Here is a 16156-nt window from a genome sequence, read left to right on the forward strand (position 1 = left end):
GTGATGACGCGGCCGTTTTGTTGATGGGTCACGCGGCTATCTCACTCCGCATCCGACATGACGTCCAGCGCGATCTCCGCCTTGGCCTTCCGGTCGTATACCCGCAAGGTCACTTCGCTTTCCCCAATTTCAAAGACGGCCGTCGCCAGCGTGTTTTCGTCGTCCGGATCGTCCGGCGAGGTTCGCAGTATCGGCAGTTCGCCTTCGGTGTTATGCAAGGCGGCGAGCAGATCCGCGCTGGCGGTGGCGCTGGACCAGCCGTCCACGATGCCTTCGATGCGGTTTTGCCGTGCCCGCGACGAGTCGGTGACGATCTGCGCGATGCCCCCCATGTCGGCATGCACCATGTGATTGGCATGGCCGTAGCGCGTGCCGATTTCCAGGATGGAAACCTCGCCTGGCACCACTTCCGCGCTAAGCAGGCGGGCGTCGCCGGCCGCGCCCAGCGTGTGGTGAAAGCCCCCGGAATGCGGCAGGTCGCGCATCAGGGCGAGCGCCTGGTCCAGCGTCGTGCAGTCGAGCACGGCGCGCGCCATCAGCATGCGCGGCACGCCCGGATGGCGCTGCCGGATGCGCAGGTTGTTGATGGTCTGCACCAGTCCGGCGCGATTGGCGCCGAAGGTATGGCCGGGCAGGGAGCCGGGATAGTAGAAGCTGAGGTAGCCGGGCGCGTCGTCCAGCGCCACGTCGACCAGATGGCAGCGCCCGCGCAGGTAGGGATCGCCGTCCTCGTTGTGCGCGATCCAGCGTGTGCCGTCGGCCGCTTTCAGCGCGACGGAGGTGCAGCCGTCGGTGGTGCTGTGCAGCAGGTCGCCGCGGCAGTTCCACAGCAGCACGTCCTCGATCGGCATGTGCAAGCCCTCGGCCATGCCTTCCAATTCTTCCCAGATCGCCGGCAGTGTGGTTTGCGCCTGCTGCGCCAACTCGTCCAGGAAGGCGTGGCCGCGCCATGGCCGCAGCGCGTCCCAGGTGCGGCTTTGGTCCAGGTAGGTCGCCATCAGGGGCCGCGCCAGCTTGCCCAGCGCGAGGCCGGTCTGACGCCGGTTTCCGGCAATGCGTACATGTTTGTAGGCCATGGGAATCCTCCGGGTGTCATGCGGATTGTAAATTTTCCGGCCGCTGCCGGGTGGGGACGTATGCGTTAAGATCGGCGGTAAGCCGTGCCGGAGACCCCGGCGCAGCCCAGGAATCATGCCCCTACAACAACCCCGGGGTGCCGACTGGTCCCCAAGAGGAGAGTTTCATGATCAAACGCAAAGTCGCCGCCGCACTGGTCGGCCTGTCCGTGGCCATGTTCGGCGCTGTCTCAGGCGCGCATGCCCAAGGCAAGGAATTGGTGGTGGCCACCGATACCGCTTTCGTGCCGTTCGAGTTCAAGCAGGGTAATACCTATGTGGGCTTCGACGTGGATCTGTGGGCGGCCATCGCCAAGGAACTCAACCTCAAGTACAAGCTGCAGCCGATGGACTTCGCGGGCATCATCCCGGGCCTGCAGACCAAGAACATCGATGCGGCGTTGGCCGGCATCACGATCCGCGATGACCGCAAGAAGGTCATCGACTTCTCCGATCCCTATTACGAAAGCGGCCTGGCCATCCTGGTCGGCGAAAAGAATACGGACATCAAGGACGCCAAGTCCCTGGCCGGCAAGACCGTCGCGGTCAAGACCGGCACCGCCACCGTGGACTTCCTGAAGGCGCAGGTGCCGGACGCGAAGCTCAAGCTGTTCCCCAACATCGACAACGCCTATCTGGAACTGGCCACCGGCCGCGTGGACGCCGCGGTGCACGATACGCCCAATGTCCAGTACTACGCCAATACCGCAGGCAAGGGACGCGTGAAGGTGGTCGGCTCGGTCAAGAGCGGCGACTTCTACGGCATCGCCTTCCCCAAGGGCAGCGATCTGGTGCCGCAGGTTAACAAGGCGCTGGCCACGCTGAAGGCCAACGGCCAGTACGACGCCATCTATACCAAGTGGTTCGGCAAGAAGCCCTGAGCATCCGGGTCCGCATTGCATTCCGGGACCGCCCGGCATCGGCCTGCACCGGCTGATGCCGGACGCTACGCCGCAGTCGGGCGCAGGGTCCCGCGCCGCTCCCGCCGCGCTACGGCGCGGCGCCGCGCCATAGGGGGAATATCGTGGAGTTTGACTGGACTGTAATCAGGGACGCGCTACCCAATCTGCTCGAGGGTACGCTGATGACCATCAAGATCACGTTCTGGGGCTTGTTCGGCGGCTTTCTGCTGGGCGCGCTGTCCGGCGTGACACGGGCTTACGGGCATCCCATCCTGTCGGCCATCGCACAGGTCTACGTCGCGGTCATCCGCGGCACGCCCATCGTTGTGCAGGTGATGTTCATCTATTTCGCCTTGCCGCTGCTGGCGAACATCCGGGTGGACGCGGAGTGGGCGGCGATCGTCACGCTCATCATCAATTCCGGCGCCTACATTTCCGAGATCGTGCGCGGCGCGCTGTTGTCCGTGCACAAGGGCCTGAAGGAAGCCGGACAGGCCATGGGGCTGCCGTTCCACAAGATCCTCTTCCACATCATCGGGCCGGTGGCGTTCCGCCGCATGATTCCGCCGCTGGGCAACCAGTGCATCATCAGCCTCAAGGATTCCTCGCTCTTCATCGTGATCGGCGTGGCCGAGCTGACGCGGCAGGGCCAGGAAATCATGGCCAGCAACTTCCGCGCCGTCGAGATCTGGTCGGCGGTGGCGATCGTCTACCTGATCCTGACCGGCCTGATGGCGCTGGGCCTGCATCTGATTGAAAGAAGGATGCGCATACTATGAGCATGGTTGAATTCCACAACGTCACCAAGAACTTCGGCGAGTCCATGGTGCTCAACGGCATTTCGTTGAACATCGACGCGGGTGAGGTCGTGGTGGTGGTCGGCCCGTCGGGCTCCGGCAAATCCACCTTCCTGCGCTGCATCAACGTGCTGGAAACCATCAATGGCGGCGACTTGCTGGTGGACGGACTGAGCGTGAACGGCGGTGCCGCGCAAGTGCGCGAGATCCGGCGCGAGGCGGGCATGGTGTTCCAGCAGTTCAATCTGTTCCCGCAGATGACCGCGCTGGAAAACGTCATGTTCGGCCCGATCCACACGCGCGGCCAGAGCCGCGCCGAGGCGCGCGAACTGGCCGAAAGCCTGCTGGCCAAGGTCGGCTTGGCCGAGCGCATGAACCACTATCCGTCCGAGCTTTCAGGCGGCCAGCAGCAGCGTGTGGCGATCGCGCGGGCGCTGGCCATCAAACCCAAGCTGATGCTGTTCGACGAGCCGACCTCGGCGCTGGATCCGGAGCTGCGTCACGAAGTGCTCAAGGTCATGCGCGACCTGGCCGAAGAGGGCATGACCATGGTGGTGGTCACGCATGAAATGGAGTTTGCGCGCAAGGTGGGCAGCCGCCTGATCTTCATCGACGCCGGCAAGATCGCCCATGACGGGCCGCCAGGCGAATTGCTCAGCAATCCGCCCAGCCAGCGGCTCAAGGATTTTCTGCAGCACGTGACCTGAGGTGCGCAGTGCAGGGCTGGCGTTTCAGCCCTGCACTGAAGAACGGCTCAACCCTTCACGCGCACGATCTTCTGCACTTGCGGCACGTGGCGGATGGCGCGGATGACTTGCGCCAGGTGCTTGCGGCTGTCGACCTGGATCGTCAGATGCAGCGACACCGTAGCGACCGCGTCGTCGTGCATGGTGACGTGCACGATGTTGGCGTCGGCCGCCGTGACCTCCGCCGCCAGCCGCCCCAATACCCCGCGCTCGTTTCGCGTGACGATGTCTAGGCGCGTGGCCAGGTGCTTGGCGGTGTTGTTGGGATCCCAGGCGACGTTGATCCAGCGTTCCGGCTCGCGCAGGCGCTGGCGCATGGCCACCGGGCAATCGGCGGTATGCACCACCAGCCCGTGTCCCATGCGCATGCCGGCGATGATGGGGTCGCCTGGCAGCGGACCGCAGCAAGGCGCCAATTGCACCGCCTGGCCTTCATTGCCCTGGATCAGGATGGGGGCGCTGCGCGCCGAGGTCAGCTCGTCCACCGCCGCGGCCGTGGTCGCGACCAGTTGGTGTTCGGGCGCGAAGCGGCGCGCCACCACGGCGGCCAGGCGCTTGCCCAGGCCGATGTCGGCCAGGATTTCCTCGCGCGAGCTGGCGCCGGTGCTGCGCGCCAGCTTCTGCCAGGCCGGGTCGTCGGTGGCGGGCAGGGGCATGTGCAGCTCCTGCAGCGCCTGTCCCAGCAGGCGTTCGCCAAAGGCCACGGACTCTTCGTACTTGACGGTGCGCAGGTAGTGGCGGATTTCAGAGCGCGCGCGGCCAGTGCGTACATAGTTGAGCCACTGCGCGTTCGGACGGGAAGCGGGGGAGGTGACGATTTCCACCGTGTCGCCGCTGTTGAGTTCGGTGCGCAACGGCACGAATTCGCCGTTGACCTTGGCGGCCACCGCCTGGTTGCCGATATCGGTGTGGATCGCGTAGGCGAAGTCCACCGGCGTGGCGCCGCGGGGCAGCGAGATGATCTTGCCGCGCGGCGTGAATACATAGACGGCGTCGGGGAACAGATCGACCTTGACGTGCTCCAGGAATTCGCCGGAATCGCCGGTCTGGCTCTGGATGTCCAGCAGCGACTGCAGCCACTGGTGGGTGCGCTTCTGCAGGTCGTTGAGGGTGAGGTCCGCGCCCTTGTAGAGCCAGTGCGAGGCCACGCCTTCTTCCGCCACATGATGCATGTCGCGGGTACGGAACTGGAACTCCACCGGCGTGCCGTAGGGACCGACCAGGGTCGTGTGCAGGGACTGGTAGCCGTTCACCTTGGGGATGGCGATGTAGTCCTTGAACTTGCCGGGTACGGGCCGGTAGAGCTGGTGCAGCGTGCCCAGCGCCAGGTAGCACTCGGGCAGGGTGTGCACGATGACGCGAAAGCCGTAGATGTCCAGGACGTCGGAGAACGACTTCTTCTGGTCGACCATCTTGCGGTAGATGCCGTAGAGCGTCTTCTCGCGGCCGGTGACCTCGGCCTCGATGCCTGCGGCGGGCAGCGAGGCCCGCACCGAATCGGCGATCTTGGTGATGACCTCGCGGCGGTTGCCGCGCGCGGCCAGCACCGCCTTGTACAGCACCTGGTAGCGGTTCGGGTACATGGCCGCGAAGCACAGGTCCTGCAATTCGCGGAACAGCAGGTTCAGGCCCAGGCGATGGGCGATCGGCGCGTAGATGTCCAGGGTTTCGCGCGCGATGCGGCGGCGCTTCTCCGGATTGACCGCGTCCAGCGTGCGCATGTTGTGCAGGCGGTCGGCCAGCTTGATGAGGATGACGCGCACGTCGCGCGCCATCGCCAGCAGCATCTTGCGGAAGCTCTCGGCCTGCTGTTCGGCCTTGGTGGCGAAGTCCAGGCGGTCGAGCTTGGACAGGCCGTCGACCAGTTCGGCGACTTCAGGGCCGAATTTCTCGGCCAATTCGTGCTTGGCGATGCCCTGGTCTTCCATCACGTCGTGCAGCAGGGCGGCTGACAACGCGTTGACGTCGAGCTTCCAGCCTGCGCAGATTTCCGTGACGGCGATGGGGTGAGAGATGTAGGGCGAACCGCTGGCGCGGAACTGGCCCAGATGCGCCTGGTCGGCGAAGCGATAGGCCTCGCGCACGCGCTCTACGTCTTTCTTGTCGAGATAGCTGCCGATGATTTCGGTCAGCGGCGCCAGCGAAGCGACCGGCGAGGCGGTCGCGTCCGCCGCTTCTTGCGCGGCGACGGACGGTGGCGTAGGGGGAGTCTTGTCTTTCTTGCCCGTGCGGCGCCCGAGACGGGAGCCGGCACGCAGTGCGGCAAGCAGACCTGATGAAGCGTACTTCAGCCCGGGAAAAGCCATGCTTGCCGCCCCCGGAAACGATCAGGTGGGTACTTTACGCAGCATTTCCACGCCGGTGAGGCCGCCCGCGATTTCGCGCAGGGCAGTGACCGTGGGCTTGTCTTTGCTGTCCAGGCGCGGGGCATGGCCTTGCGCCAACTCGCGGGCGCGGTACGTTGCGGCCAGCGTGAGCTTGAAACGATTGGGGATTTGATTCAGACAGTCTTCGACGGTAATGCGAGCCATTAGGACACCTGGTGCTGATGGAGGATGGGGAGAATGCGTTCGGCTCAGTGCTCGGCCGGGATGCCCAGTTGCGAGAACAACTGGCTGTGGCGGGCGGCCTGAGACGAAAAGCGCAGCCGTGCGGCGCTGACTATTTGAGTCAATTCCGACAAGGCCACGCTAAATTCTTGATTAATAATAACATATTCGCATTCAGGCGCGTGGGCGATTTCGCCGCCCGCGGCCATCAGGCGACGCGCGATCACCTGGGGCGCGTCCTGGCCGCGCGCCTTGAGCCGGCTTTCGAGTTCGTCAATGGACGGCGGCAGCACGAACACGCCGATCGCGCCGGGGAAGCGCTGCTTCACCTGGCGCGCGCCTTGCCAGTCGATCTCCAGCAGCACGTCGCGGCCGGCGCGGGTGGCTTCGTCGATGCGGTCTCGCGGCGTGCCGTAGAAATTGCCGTGCACTTCCGCCCATTCCAGCAGGTTGTTGCCTTCGCGCAGGAGCTTGAACTCGTCCGTGGACACGAAGCGGTACTCGCGGCCGTCTTCCTCGCCGGGGCGGGGCGCGCGGGTGGTGCAGGAGATGGAGAGCAGGATGGAGGGGTCTTGCTGAAGCAAGGCCTTGACCAGGCTGGACTTGCCGGCGCCGCTGGGCGCGACGACCATGAAGACGTTTCCGGGATTGGCGGACATGAATGTGGCGGGCGTGTGATGCTAAGACACGAAGAATAACAAATCACGCGGCCGGGCAGGGGGGAACCCGCAAGCCGGCCACGTGATTTGCGCCTGCCGGACTTAGCCGCCAGCCTTGGCGGCGGCCTGGGTCAGCTTGCCGCCGGCTGGCGGCGAGTCGCTGCCCAGCAGATGGCCGTTGACCTCGATACCGTATAGCGAATCGTCGGAGTCGTGGTACTTGGCCCGGGTCGCGGCCACAGACTCTGTGTAGCGCGGATCCTGCGGACGTTCGTGCGCGTTCATGAAGTAGGCCACGTCCCAGGCTTCCTGGTCGCTCAGCATGCCGGCCTGTCCGAGCGGCATGTTGGCCTTGATGAAGCCGGCGGCATTGCCGATCTGGTGCATGCCCGCGCCCCAGTTGAACGAGTCCGCGCCCCACAGGGCGGGGAACACCCAATGCTTGCCGTTCTTCTGGCCCTGGCCTTCGGCCCCGTGACAGACCGCGCAATACTGCGCGTAGACCTCGCTGCCGCGCAGGTAGTCCGCCTTCTTGGCGGGCGCGGGCAGCTTGCGATAGCCCTGGCCTTCCAGCACCACGCCGGTCGGCGCCTTGCTGGCCAGCCAGAACATGTAGGTCTGCAGCGCGGTCAGGGTGGGATCGTCCGCGGCGGGCGCCTTGCCGTTCATGCTGAAGCGGAAGCACCCTTGCAGGCGTTCGGCCAGGGTGTTGACGTGGCCGTTCTTGGCGCGATAGGCGGGGTAGAGCACGTAGGCCGCCCACATCGGCGCGGAGTCCGGCCGGCGGCCGGCGTCCAGGTGGCAACTGACGCAGTTCAGGTTGTTGCCGACGAACTTGGCGGCCTTTTGGGGCGTGTGCAGGAAGATCTGCTCGCCTTCGCGTACGGCTTTGCCGAAATCGTTGTCGGGAATGGACGCGGCCGACGGCGGCGTGAAGGACGGGCGGGGTTCGGCCGCAAACGCGGCGGCGGATGCGAACAGACAGGCGGCGGACAGCAGGCGCAGGCTGATGGGGGTCATTGCTGGGCTCCCGCGGCGGTGTTGGCTTGCGCGGCAAGCTGGTCGGCGGCCTTGGGCAGGCCTGCGTAATAGGCGGACACGGCGTCGATCTCGGCGCTGGAGAGGCGCGTGGCCACGGCCGGCATCAGGCCCAGCGGACCTGGCGGGCGCTGGCCTTGCTGCCAGGCGCGCAGTTGGCCGGCGATGTAGGCGGCGGGCTGGCCCGCCAAGGCGGGGAAATTCGCGCCTACGCCGATGCCGCCCGGCCCGTGGCACTGGTTGCAGGCCGGCACGTTCTTGTCCCAGGCGCCGCGCGTAGCCAGCCAGGCGCCGGTATCGGCCGGATTGGCCGGATGCATGGCGGTCGCAGCCAGTGTGTCGATGTCCTGCGCGGAGGGCAGGGAGGCGTAGTACTGCGCGACGGCCTTGCGCTGTGCCGGGTCCAGCGCCTTGGCTGTGGCGGCCATGACCGGGCTGACGCGCGAGCCGTTGGCCATGGCTTCGAGCTGTTCTTCGAGGTAGGCGCTGCCCATGCCGGCGAGTTGCGGGAAGCCGGCGGCCGGGTTGCCTTCGCCACGGGCGCCGTGGCAGGTGATACAGGCGGGCGCGCCGTTGGCGCCCTGGGTGCTGATCTGCTTGCCGTCGGGCGCGCTTTGCGCACCGGCCGAGGCGGCGTGCAGCGCGCTCAGGATCAGTGCGGCGGATAGGGACCGTGGGGTCATATAACCTGCTCCGTGGGTGTTATTGGATTTCTGGTAATAAGCTAATTGCCAGGAATTATATAAAGACTTGTGACGGATCAACACGGAATTGTCGACCCTATGGCATGCGTTGCGCGGTTTTTTTCTGCGAGAAAAAGCGGCGCGGGCGCGGATCCGCCGGTCGGGATCGCTTCAGGAAAAACGCGTCTTCCGGCGCGTTCGGCAGTTCGTCCATGCCGGGTAATTTTTGCTTGCGTGTGACGCGTTCGAATGTGTCACGGCTGGAACCTTCGCTTGCAGCATGGCCAGAATGATTGGGGTAGCATTCCGCCGATCGATAACAAGGAGAATCCGATGCAAGCGAACGAGATCGAACACCCGCGCGTGGCGCTGGTCACCGGCGCCGGTACCGGCATAGGCCGCGCGGTGGCGCTGGAATTCCTGGCGCAAGGTTATCGGGTCGTGCTGGCCGGCCGCCGCCGCGAACCGCTGGAAGCCACCCGCACCGCGGCCGGCGAGGACGGCGTGAGGGCGCTGGTGGTGCCCACGGATGTATCCGACGAGCAGGCCGTGCGTGAACTCTTCGACAGCGCGCAGCGTGAGTATGGCCGGCTGGATGTGCTGTTCAACAATGCCGGCCGCGGCGCGCCGGCGATGCCGATCGAAGAATTGCCCGTGTCGGTCTGGCGTGACGTGGTCGACACCAATCTGACCGGCATGTTCCTGTGCGCGCAAGCCGCCATCCGCGTGATGAAGGCGCAGAATCCGCGCGGCGGACGCATCATCAACAACGGTTCGATCTCGGCGCATGCGCCGCGTCCGTTCTCCATTGCCTACACTGCCACCAAGCACGCGGTGACCGGGCTGACCAAGTCGATTTCGCTGGACTGCCGGCCCTACAACATTGCTTGCGGCCAGATCGATATCGGCAATGCCGCCACCGACATGACCGAGCGCATGGCCGCAGGCATCCTGCAGGCCGACGGCAGCACCAAGGTGGAGCCGCGCATGGACGTGGCGCACGTGGCGCAGGCGGTGGCCGCGATGGCGCGCCTGCCGCTGGAGGCCAACGTGCAGTTCATGACCATCATGGCGACCAATATGCCCTTCGTGGGCCGGGGCTGAAACGCAGCAAGCCTGCGGCGGCGCGTCCTTCCTGGACTGGCCGCGGCAGGCCGTGGTGCCACCCCCCAGAGGCGCCGGCAGCGGCGCTCCTATTTTTTCGTCAGCGGGCGGAAACCTGGGCCAGCATCTGGCCCGGTTGCATATCCAGATAGCGCCGGGCGCCGACGTAGCGCTTGTTCCAGTACGAATTCTTCATTTCATCCACACGCACCTTGGTGCCGCGGCGCGGAGCGTGGACAAACTTGTTCTGGCCGATGTAGATGCCGACGTGCGAGGTCACGCCGCGGCCGCGCGTGGCGAAGAACACCAGATCGCCGGGGCGCAATTCCTGCTTGTTGGCGACGGATTCGCCGGCGGTGCGTTGCGCGCGCGCCGTGCGGGGCAGCTCCAGGCCGGCGATTTCGCGGAAGACGTGCAGCACAAGTCCGCTGCAATCGAATCCGTCGGCATCGTCGCCGCCCCAGCTATAGGGGGTGCCGATGGCATCCAGGCCGGCTTGCACGACGCGGTCGCGCAGGGTGGGGACGGTGGGTTCCTGCGCCAGGCGCAGGCCGGTGAGCGAGGGGCGGGCCTGCTCGGAGCGGATGGACGCCTGGGCGGCGTCGGGAATCCAGGAGAGAGTCAGGGCGATGATGGGCGCTGACAGGAATACGGGAATGCGGAGTTGGGCAATTCGGGCTTTTCGCGTGGGCGGCGTCATTACGTCACTTCAAGAATCGGAGTGGGCGGCATGGCTTTGCCTGGACAGGCAAGCCGGCGGAAAGGGGCAACACCGGGACGTAAAACCCCGGACTGCCATGTGATTGTAATGGAATAATGTTTCATTACATTTGTAGTGCAATGCAGCATTCTTGTCGGCGGAAGTTACGGCGAGCGCAGCTCCCCGGGCCGTCGAATATGACACTTCATCTTGCGCGGGCTCGGGCATAATCGTCGCAATCGGCCCTGCGGCCCGGCAAGCCGGCAGCGGCCGCGGTTACAGATAAGATGAGAAGCGGAGTAAAGCTCGATGATGAACGCAGTGCACCCTTTGTCTTCCATGAGCCGGCCGGAAGCCTTGCCTTTCGAGCCGTTCCAGGATGCGGTGGCGGCAGTGGAGCGCCTGATCGAAATCTATGCGCGCAATACCGCATTCCTGCGCGCCGCCTTCCGTGAAGTGCTGAAAGGCTCGACCAACGGCCGCGAGCGCGCCCGCGCCTACTACCCGGCCATCCGCATCGTGGTGGAAACCTATGACCCGATCGATACCCGGCTGTCCTACGGCCACGTCGCCGAGCCGGGCATTTACCAGACCACCATCACCCAGCCCGCGCTGTTTCGCGACTACCTGATAGAGCAGGTCAGCCAGCTGCTGCAGAACCACCGCGTGGCGGTCGAAGTCGGCGAGTCCGATTCGCCCATTCCGCTGCATTTCGCCTTCCCGGAAGGCGCCTACGTCGAGGGCGAGCACCTGGAGGCGCTCAAGCGCCCCTTGCGCGACCTGTTCGACGTGCCCGACCTGGCGGTGACGGACGACGCCATCGTCAACGGTTCCTGGCGCGGCAAGGAGGGCGAACCCAAGCCGCTGGCGCCGTTCACGGCCCAGCGCGTGGACTATTCGCTGCACCGGCTGCAGCACTACACCTCGACCGCGCCGGCGCATTTCCAGAATTTCGTGCTGTTCACCAACTACCAGTTCTACGTCGACGAGTTCTGCGCCCGCGCCCGCGCGCTCATGGCCAGCGGCAACGAAGACTACGAAATGCTGGTGGAGCCAGGCAACCGCATTACGCGCCGCGGCGAAAGCGGTCCGGGCGACGAGGACCAGGCGGTCCGCCTGCCGCAGATGCCGGCCTATCACCTGGTGCGCGGCGACCATTCCGGCATCACGCTGGTGAACATCGGCGTGGGACCGTCCAACGCCAAGACCATTACCGACCACATCGCCGTGCTGCGCCCGCACGCCTGGCTGATGCTGGGCCACTGCGCCGGCCTGCGCGATTCGCAGCGCCTGGGCGACTACGTGCTGGCGCACGGCTATGTGCGCGAGGACCACGTGCTGGACGCCGACCTGCCGACCTGGGTGCCGGTTCCGGCGCTGGCCGAGGTGCAGGTGGCGCTGGAGCAGGCGGTCGAAGAGGTGGCGGGGCTGTCGGGTTGGGACCTCAAGCGCATCATGCGCACGGGCACGGTGGCCACCATCGACAACCGCAACTGGGAACTGCGCGATCATCTGGAATTGGTGGAGCGCTTTGCGCAGTCCCGCGCGATCGCGCTGGACATGGAGTCCGCCACCATCGCGGCCAACGGCTTCCGTTTCCGCGTGCCATACGGCACCTTGCTATGCGTGTCGGACAAGCCGCTGCACGGTGAGCTGAAGCTGCCCGGCATGGCCAGCGCCTTCTACCGCCGCCAGGTAAATCAGCATCTGGAAATCGGCATCCGCGCCCTGGAGCGGTTGCGCGACATGCCGCCGGAACGCCTGCATTCGCGCAAGCTGCGCACCTTCATGGAAACAGCGTTTCAATAGGTTCGTCGATCCGTCCCCGAGGCCGCCCGATTTCACCGGATGGGGCCTCTTGCGCTATTCTCGCCGGTTGCTTGGAAATTCCCAGGCACCTGGCGCTGCGCGCGGGTGCCTTCATGACCTGAAGGAAATGCATTTTGGCACCATCGGAACACGATGAACGTCGCTCGGGCGGCACGCGCGAGGTGAAGGCGAACCCGCCTTCGGAACTGCGTCGCACGCTGTCCGCGCGCCACCTGACCATGATTGCGGTGGGCGGGTCCATCGGCACCGGTCTGTTCGTGGCTTCCGGCGCGACCATTGCAAAAGCCGGCCCCGGCGGGGCGCTGCTGGGCTACGTGCTCATCGGCATCATGGTCTATTTCCTGATGACCAGCCTGGGCGAACTGGCCGCCGCCATGCCGGTTTCAGGCTCCTTTTCCACCTACGGCGCGCGTTACGTCGAGGACGGCTTCGGCTTCGCCCTGGGCTGGAACTATTGGTACAACTGGGCCGTGACCGTGGCGGTGGACCTGGTGGCGGCGCAGCTGGTCATGGCCTATTGGTTTCCCGACGTGCCAGGCTTCTATTGGAGCGCCTTGTTCCTGGCGATCACCTTCGGCCTGAACGCCATGTCGGCGCGCGGCTTCGGCGAGGCGGAGTTCTGGTTCGCCCTGATCAAGGTGATCGCGGTGCTGGCTTTCGTGGCCATGGGCGTGATGATGCTGCTGGGCATCATCCGCGGCGGAGAAACCGGCGGCCTGGCCAACTGGACGGTGGGCGATGCGCCGTTCTCGGGCGGCTTCGCCGCGCTGATCGGCGTGGCCATGGTGGTGGGCTTTTCGTTCCAGGGTACCGAGCTGATCGGTATCGCCGCTGGCGAATCCAAGGACCCGGCGCGCAACCTGCCGCGCGCGGTGCGCCAGGTGTTCTGGCGCATCCTGCTGTTCTACGTGGCGGCCATCCTGGTCATCGGCCTTTTGATTCCCTATACCGATCCGCACCTGCTGCGCAACGAGGTCGAGGACATCAGCGTCAGTCCCTTCGCCCTGATCTTCGAGCGGGCTGGTCTTCTGGGGGCGGCTTCGGTCATGAATGCGGTGGTGCTGACGTCGGTATTGTCCGCGGGCAACTCCGGCATGTACGCGGCCACGCGCATGCTTTACAGCCTGGCCCGCGAAGGCAAGGCGCCGCGCATCTTCGGCCGCATTTCGCGCAGCGGCGTGCCGCTGTGGGCGCTGCTGGCGACCACGGTGGTGGCGGCGCTGTGCTTCTTTACCTTTATTTTCAGCCCCAACGCCGTCTACATCTGGCTGCTGAACACTTCCGGAATGACCGGCTTTATCGCCTGGCTGGGCATCGCCATCAGCCACTACCGCTTTCGCCGCGGCTACGTGAAGCAGGGCCACAACCTGGCCGATCTGCCCTATGTGTCGCCGTTCTTCCCGTTCGGGCCGATCTTCGCTTTCGTGCTGTGCCTGATCATCACCCTGGGGCAGAACTACCAGGCGTTCCTGCAGGACAAGATCGATTGGGGCGGCGTGGTCGCCACCTACATCGGGATTCCGCTGTTCCTGCTGATCTGGGCCGGCTACCGGCTGGCGCGCGGCTCGCGTTTCGTGAACTACCGCGACATGCATTTCCCGGATGCGCGGGCGCGTAGCGCTTATCTGGATTCAGCGTTGCGGGGGGAACCTGCGGCGGGTGAGGCGAGGGGATAGGCGCGCGGGTGATGGGCAGGCCGTCGTGGCGCTGCCCCGTTGCTGGCCGCGCTCAAAGACGCGGCCTGCGCAAGTCTCTCAAGCGTGTTCAATCTCCGCATGCAGTTTGAGTCCCAAGGCGCGGATCACTTTCATGATGGTGCTGAACTCCGGGTTTCCTTTGGCCGATAGGGCCTGATACAGCCCTTCACGGGACAGACCCGTCTCGCGGGCAAGCTGGCTCATGCCGCGTGCCCGGGCGATGTCGCCCAGAGCCGCACGGATCAGACTGCCGTCACCTGGGTCTTCCGCGAGGCAAGCTTCAAAGTACAGCACGGCAGATGTGGACGGTTGTCCGGCCTCTTTCAATTCGAAAACCAGACGAAAAGCAGCCCTTACGCACTGGATCATCCATCCAGCAGGTAAGGGCTGCTTTTTCTTGCGCCAGGATCTGGCGCCCACTCAGAGGCGCCGCCGCACATCCCGCTATTCGATGTTCTGCGCCTGTTCCCGCATCTGCTCGATCAGCAGCTTCAGGTCCATGGCGGCGCGGGTGACTTCCATGCTGCCGGCCTTGGATCCCAGGGTGTTGGCTTCGCGGTTCATTTCCTGGAACAGAAAGTCCAGGCGCTTGCCTGCGCTGCCTGCATTCTTCTTGCCAGAGGCGGGTTTGCCGCCGCCGTCGCCCAGCAGGTGGCGCAGTTCTTCCAGGTGCGAGCGCAGGCGCGACAGTTCTTCGGCCACGTCGATGCGCAGCGCGAACAGGTTGGCTTCCTGGGACAGGCGTTCCGACAGTTCCGCGCCGGAAATGTGGGTGAAGCCGCCGGGGAAGGCGGATTCCACGCTTTCGCGCAGCTTGGAAGCGAGCTTGTCGCGGTGGTCGGCCAGCAGCTGGGGCAGGTGCGCCTGCACCAGTTCGACGATGCGCGCCACGCCGTCGGCGCATTCGCGCATCATGCCGGCCAGGCGTTCGCCTTCGCGTTCGCGGCCTTCCTGCAGTTGGGTCAGAGCCTGCTGGGCGGCCTGCATGCAGGCCGCGCCCCAGACTTGCGGGTCGAGCGCGTCGTTGGCGCGCTGGCCGGGCCAGTTGAACAGTTCCACCAGGCGCGGGGCGGCGATGTCGGGGAGGATGCGGCGCGCGGCTTGCAGCTGTTCGGCCAGGCTTTCGAGCCAGGCCGGTTCCAGCTTGGACAGGTCGGTGTTGGCGTTGCGCGTGTAGGAGACGCGGATTTCGACCTTGCCGCGCGCCAGGTTGGTGGTCAGCAGTTCGCGCAGCGGCGTTTCCACGTGGCGCAGTTCGTCGGGCAGGCGGAAGTAGAGGTCGAGGAAGCGGCTGTTGACGCTGCGGAATTCGAGCGCAAGCGTGCCTTGCTCGAGATCTGCGCGGGCGTTGCCGAAAGCGGTCATGCTGCGAATCATGATGTGCGTGTCCTGGTAATGCTTTTTATTGGGAACCGGCGGGCCTGCGCGCCAGCCGGTTTTCGGCGCGGGCCATTCCATTTGTACCGGTTATATCGCGGCAGGATACTCCAAGCGGCGTTTTCCTGCGGCGCCACCCCGTACAATGCGGCGGATCTAAGCCACGTCTGGAGTCTGCCTGTGACCATTACCCCCGCCATCGCCCGTCCCTCGGGCCGCGCCGTCGACGAATTGCGGCCGTTCAGTCTGGAGCGCGGGTTCACGCGCTACGCCGAAGGTTCGGTGCTGGTGAAGGCCGGCAACACCCATGTGCTGTGCACGGCCAGCGTACTTGAGAAAGTACCGCCTTTTCTGAAGGGCAAGGGGGAAGGCTGGGTAACGGCTGAATACGGCATGTTGCCGCGCGCCACCCACACGCGCGGCGACCGCGAGGCCGCGCGCGGCAAGCAGAGCGGCCGCACGCAGGAAATCCAGCGCCTGATTGGCCGCAGCCTGCGGGCCGTGTTCGACATGAAGGCGCTGGGCGAGCGCACCCTGCACCTGGATTGCGACGTGCTGCAGGCCGACGGCGGCACGCGCTGCGCCAGCATTACCGGTGCCTGGGTGGCGGCGGCCGACGCCGTCGCGTTGCTGATGCAGCGCGGCGACCTGGCGGCGAACCCGATCCGCGATGCGGTCGCGGCGGTGTCCGTCGGCCTGGTGCAGGGCCGCGCGGTGCTGGACCTGGATTACGAGGAAGACTCGGCCTGCGACGCCGACGTGAACGTGATCATGACCGGCAGCGGCGCATTCGTGGAAGTGCAGGGTACGGGCGAGGGCGCCACCTTCACCCGCGCGGAACTGGACACGATGCTGGTGTTGGCCGAAAGCGGCATCGCCGGCCTGGTGCGGGCGCAGCGCGCGGCGCTGGCCTGATCGGCGCCAAACAAAACGGGTTGGACGCGCACTCCGCGGCCAAC

The 16156-nt window shown here is 65.6% G+C and carries 16 protein-coding genes; 7 read left to right on the forward strand and 9 right to left on the reverse strand.

Annotation, left to right across the window (positions count from 1 at the left end; genetic code table 11):
- Positions 1-41: 41 nt before the first annotated feature.
- Positions 42-1076, reverse strand: coding sequence for a C45 family autoproteolytic acyltransferase/hydolase (locus IAG39_RS15495; RefSeq protein WP_118932037.1), 1035 nt, complete (start codon positions 1074-1076; stop codon positions 42-44).
- A 167-nt stretch (positions 1077-1243) separates the two neighbouring features.
- Between IAG39_RS15495 and glnH the strand changes: the two genes are divergently transcribed.
- The 3 genes from glnH to glnQ all read left to right on the forward strand — a co-directional run bounded on the left by glnH (position 1244) and on the right by glnQ (position 3521).
- Positions 1244-1996 (forward strand): glutamine ABC transporter substrate-binding protein GlnH, encoded by a 753-nt coding sequence (gene glnH / locus IAG39_RS15500; protein WP_054454063.1) that lies wholly within the window; start codon positions 1244-1246, stop codon positions 1994-1996.
- Positions 1997-2139: 143 nt separating this feature from the next.
- A complete protein-coding gene (gene glnP, locus IAG39_RS15505; protein WP_054454065.1) occupies positions 2140-2796 on the forward strand; it encodes a glutamine ABC transporter permease GlnP in 657 nt (218 codons plus the stop codon).
- Positions 2793-3521, forward strand: a complete 729-nt coding sequence (glnQ, locus tag IAG39_RS15510; protein ID WP_059375777.1) for a glutamine ABC transporter ATP-binding protein GlnQ — start codon at positions 2793-2795, stop codon at positions 3519-3521. Before glnP ends, glnQ begins: the two co-directional genes overlap by 4 nt.
- Positions 3522-3568: 47 nt before the next feature.
- Here the strand turns inward: glnQ and IAG39_RS15515 are convergent, their stop codons facing one another.
- The 5 genes from IAG39_RS15515 to IAG39_RS15535 form a co-directional block, all read right to left on the reverse strand.
- Positions 3569-5866: a RelA/SpoT family protein gene (locus tag IAG39_RS15515; RefSeq protein ID WP_054454071.1), complete on the reverse strand. Its 2298-nt coding sequence runs from the start codon at positions 5864-5866 to the stop codon at positions 3569-3571.
- A gap of 21 nt (positions 5867-5887) precedes the next feature.
- The gene (gene rpoZ, locus IAG39_RS15520) at positions 5888-6091 is read right to left on the reverse strand and encodes a DNA-directed RNA polymerase subunit omega (protein WP_006219679.1); all 204 of its coding nucleotides are present in this window, start codon (positions 6089-6091) and stop codon (positions 5888-5890) included.
- A gap of 44 nt (positions 6092-6135) precedes the next feature.
- A complete protein-coding gene (gene gmk, locus IAG39_RS15525; RefSeq protein ID WP_082400970.1) occupies positions 6136-6768 on the reverse strand; it encodes a guanylate kinase in 633 nt (210 codons plus the stop codon).
- 102 nt (positions 6769-6870) lie between these two features.
- On the reverse strand, positions 6871-7788 hold the full coding sequence (locus IAG39_RS15530) for a c-type cytochrome (protein WP_059375780.1): 918 nt from the start codon (positions 7786-7788) through the stop codon (positions 6871-6873).
- A complete protein-coding gene (locus IAG39_RS15535; RefSeq protein WP_118932036.1) occupies positions 7785-8489 on the reverse strand; it encodes a c-type cytochrome in 705 nt (234 codons plus the stop codon). Before IAG39_RS15535 ends, IAG39_RS15530 begins: the two co-directional genes overlap by 4 nt.
- 333 nt (positions 8490-8822) lie before the next feature.
- Between IAG39_RS15535 and IAG39_RS15540 the strand changes: the two genes are divergently transcribed.
- On the forward strand, positions 8823-9593 hold the full coding sequence (locus IAG39_RS15540) for an SDR family oxidoreductase (RefSeq protein WP_059375790.1): 771 nt from the start codon (positions 8823-8825) through the stop codon (positions 9591-9593).
- A gap of 100 nt (positions 9594-9693) precedes the next feature.
- Here the strand turns inward: IAG39_RS15540 and IAG39_RS15545 are convergent, their stop codons facing one another.
- On the reverse strand, positions 9694-10293 hold the full coding sequence (locus tag IAG39_RS15545; protein ID WP_118932035.1) for a C40 family peptidase: 600 nt from the start codon (positions 10291-10293) through the stop codon (positions 9694-9696).
- A 309-nt stretch (positions 10294-10602) separates the two neighbouring features.
- Between IAG39_RS15545 and IAG39_RS15550 the strand changes: the two genes are divergently transcribed.
- Positions 10603-12102 (forward strand): AMP nucleosidase, encoded by a 1500-nt coding sequence (locus IAG39_RS15550; RefSeq protein ID WP_370127645.1) that lies wholly within the window; start codon positions 10603-10605, stop codon positions 12100-12102.
- A 182-nt stretch (positions 12103-12284) separates the two neighbouring features.
- A complete protein-coding gene (locus tag IAG39_RS15555) occupies positions 12285-13799 on the forward strand; it encodes an amino acid permease (RefSeq protein ID WP_133304578.1) in 1515 nt (504 codons plus the stop codon).
- A 78-nt stretch (positions 13800-13877) separates the two neighbouring features.
- On the opposite strand, the gene IAG39_RS15560 is transcribed toward IAG39_RS15555, so the two are convergent.
- Together IAG39_RS15560 and IAG39_RS15565 are read right to left on the reverse strand one after the other, a co-directional pair.
- On the reverse strand, positions 13878-14240 hold the full coding sequence (locus IAG39_RS15560) for an addiction module antidote protein (RefSeq protein ID WP_316253668.1): 363 nt from the start codon (positions 14238-14240) through the stop codon (positions 13878-13880).
- Positions 14241-14264: 24 nt separating this feature from the next.
- Complete coding sequence (locus IAG39_RS15565; protein ID WP_118932089.1) at positions 14265-15197, reverse strand: YicC/YloC family endoribonuclease; 933 nt, start codon at positions 15195-15197, stop codon at positions 14265-14267.
- A gap of 180 nt (positions 15198-15377) precedes the next feature.
- On the opposite strand from IAG39_RS15565, the gene rph reads away from it, so the two are divergent.
- Complete coding sequence (rph, locus tag IAG39_RS15570; protein ID WP_118932034.1) at positions 15378-16112, forward strand: ribonuclease PH; 735 nt, start codon at positions 15378-15380, stop codon at positions 16110-16112.
- Positions 16113-16156: the final 44 nt, after the last annotated feature.

The organism is Achromobacter xylosoxidans (assembly GCF_014490035.1).
Lineage (GTDB): Bacteria > Pseudomonadota > Gammaproteobacteria > Burkholderiales > Burkholderiaceae_B > Achromobacter > Achromobacter bronchisepticus_A.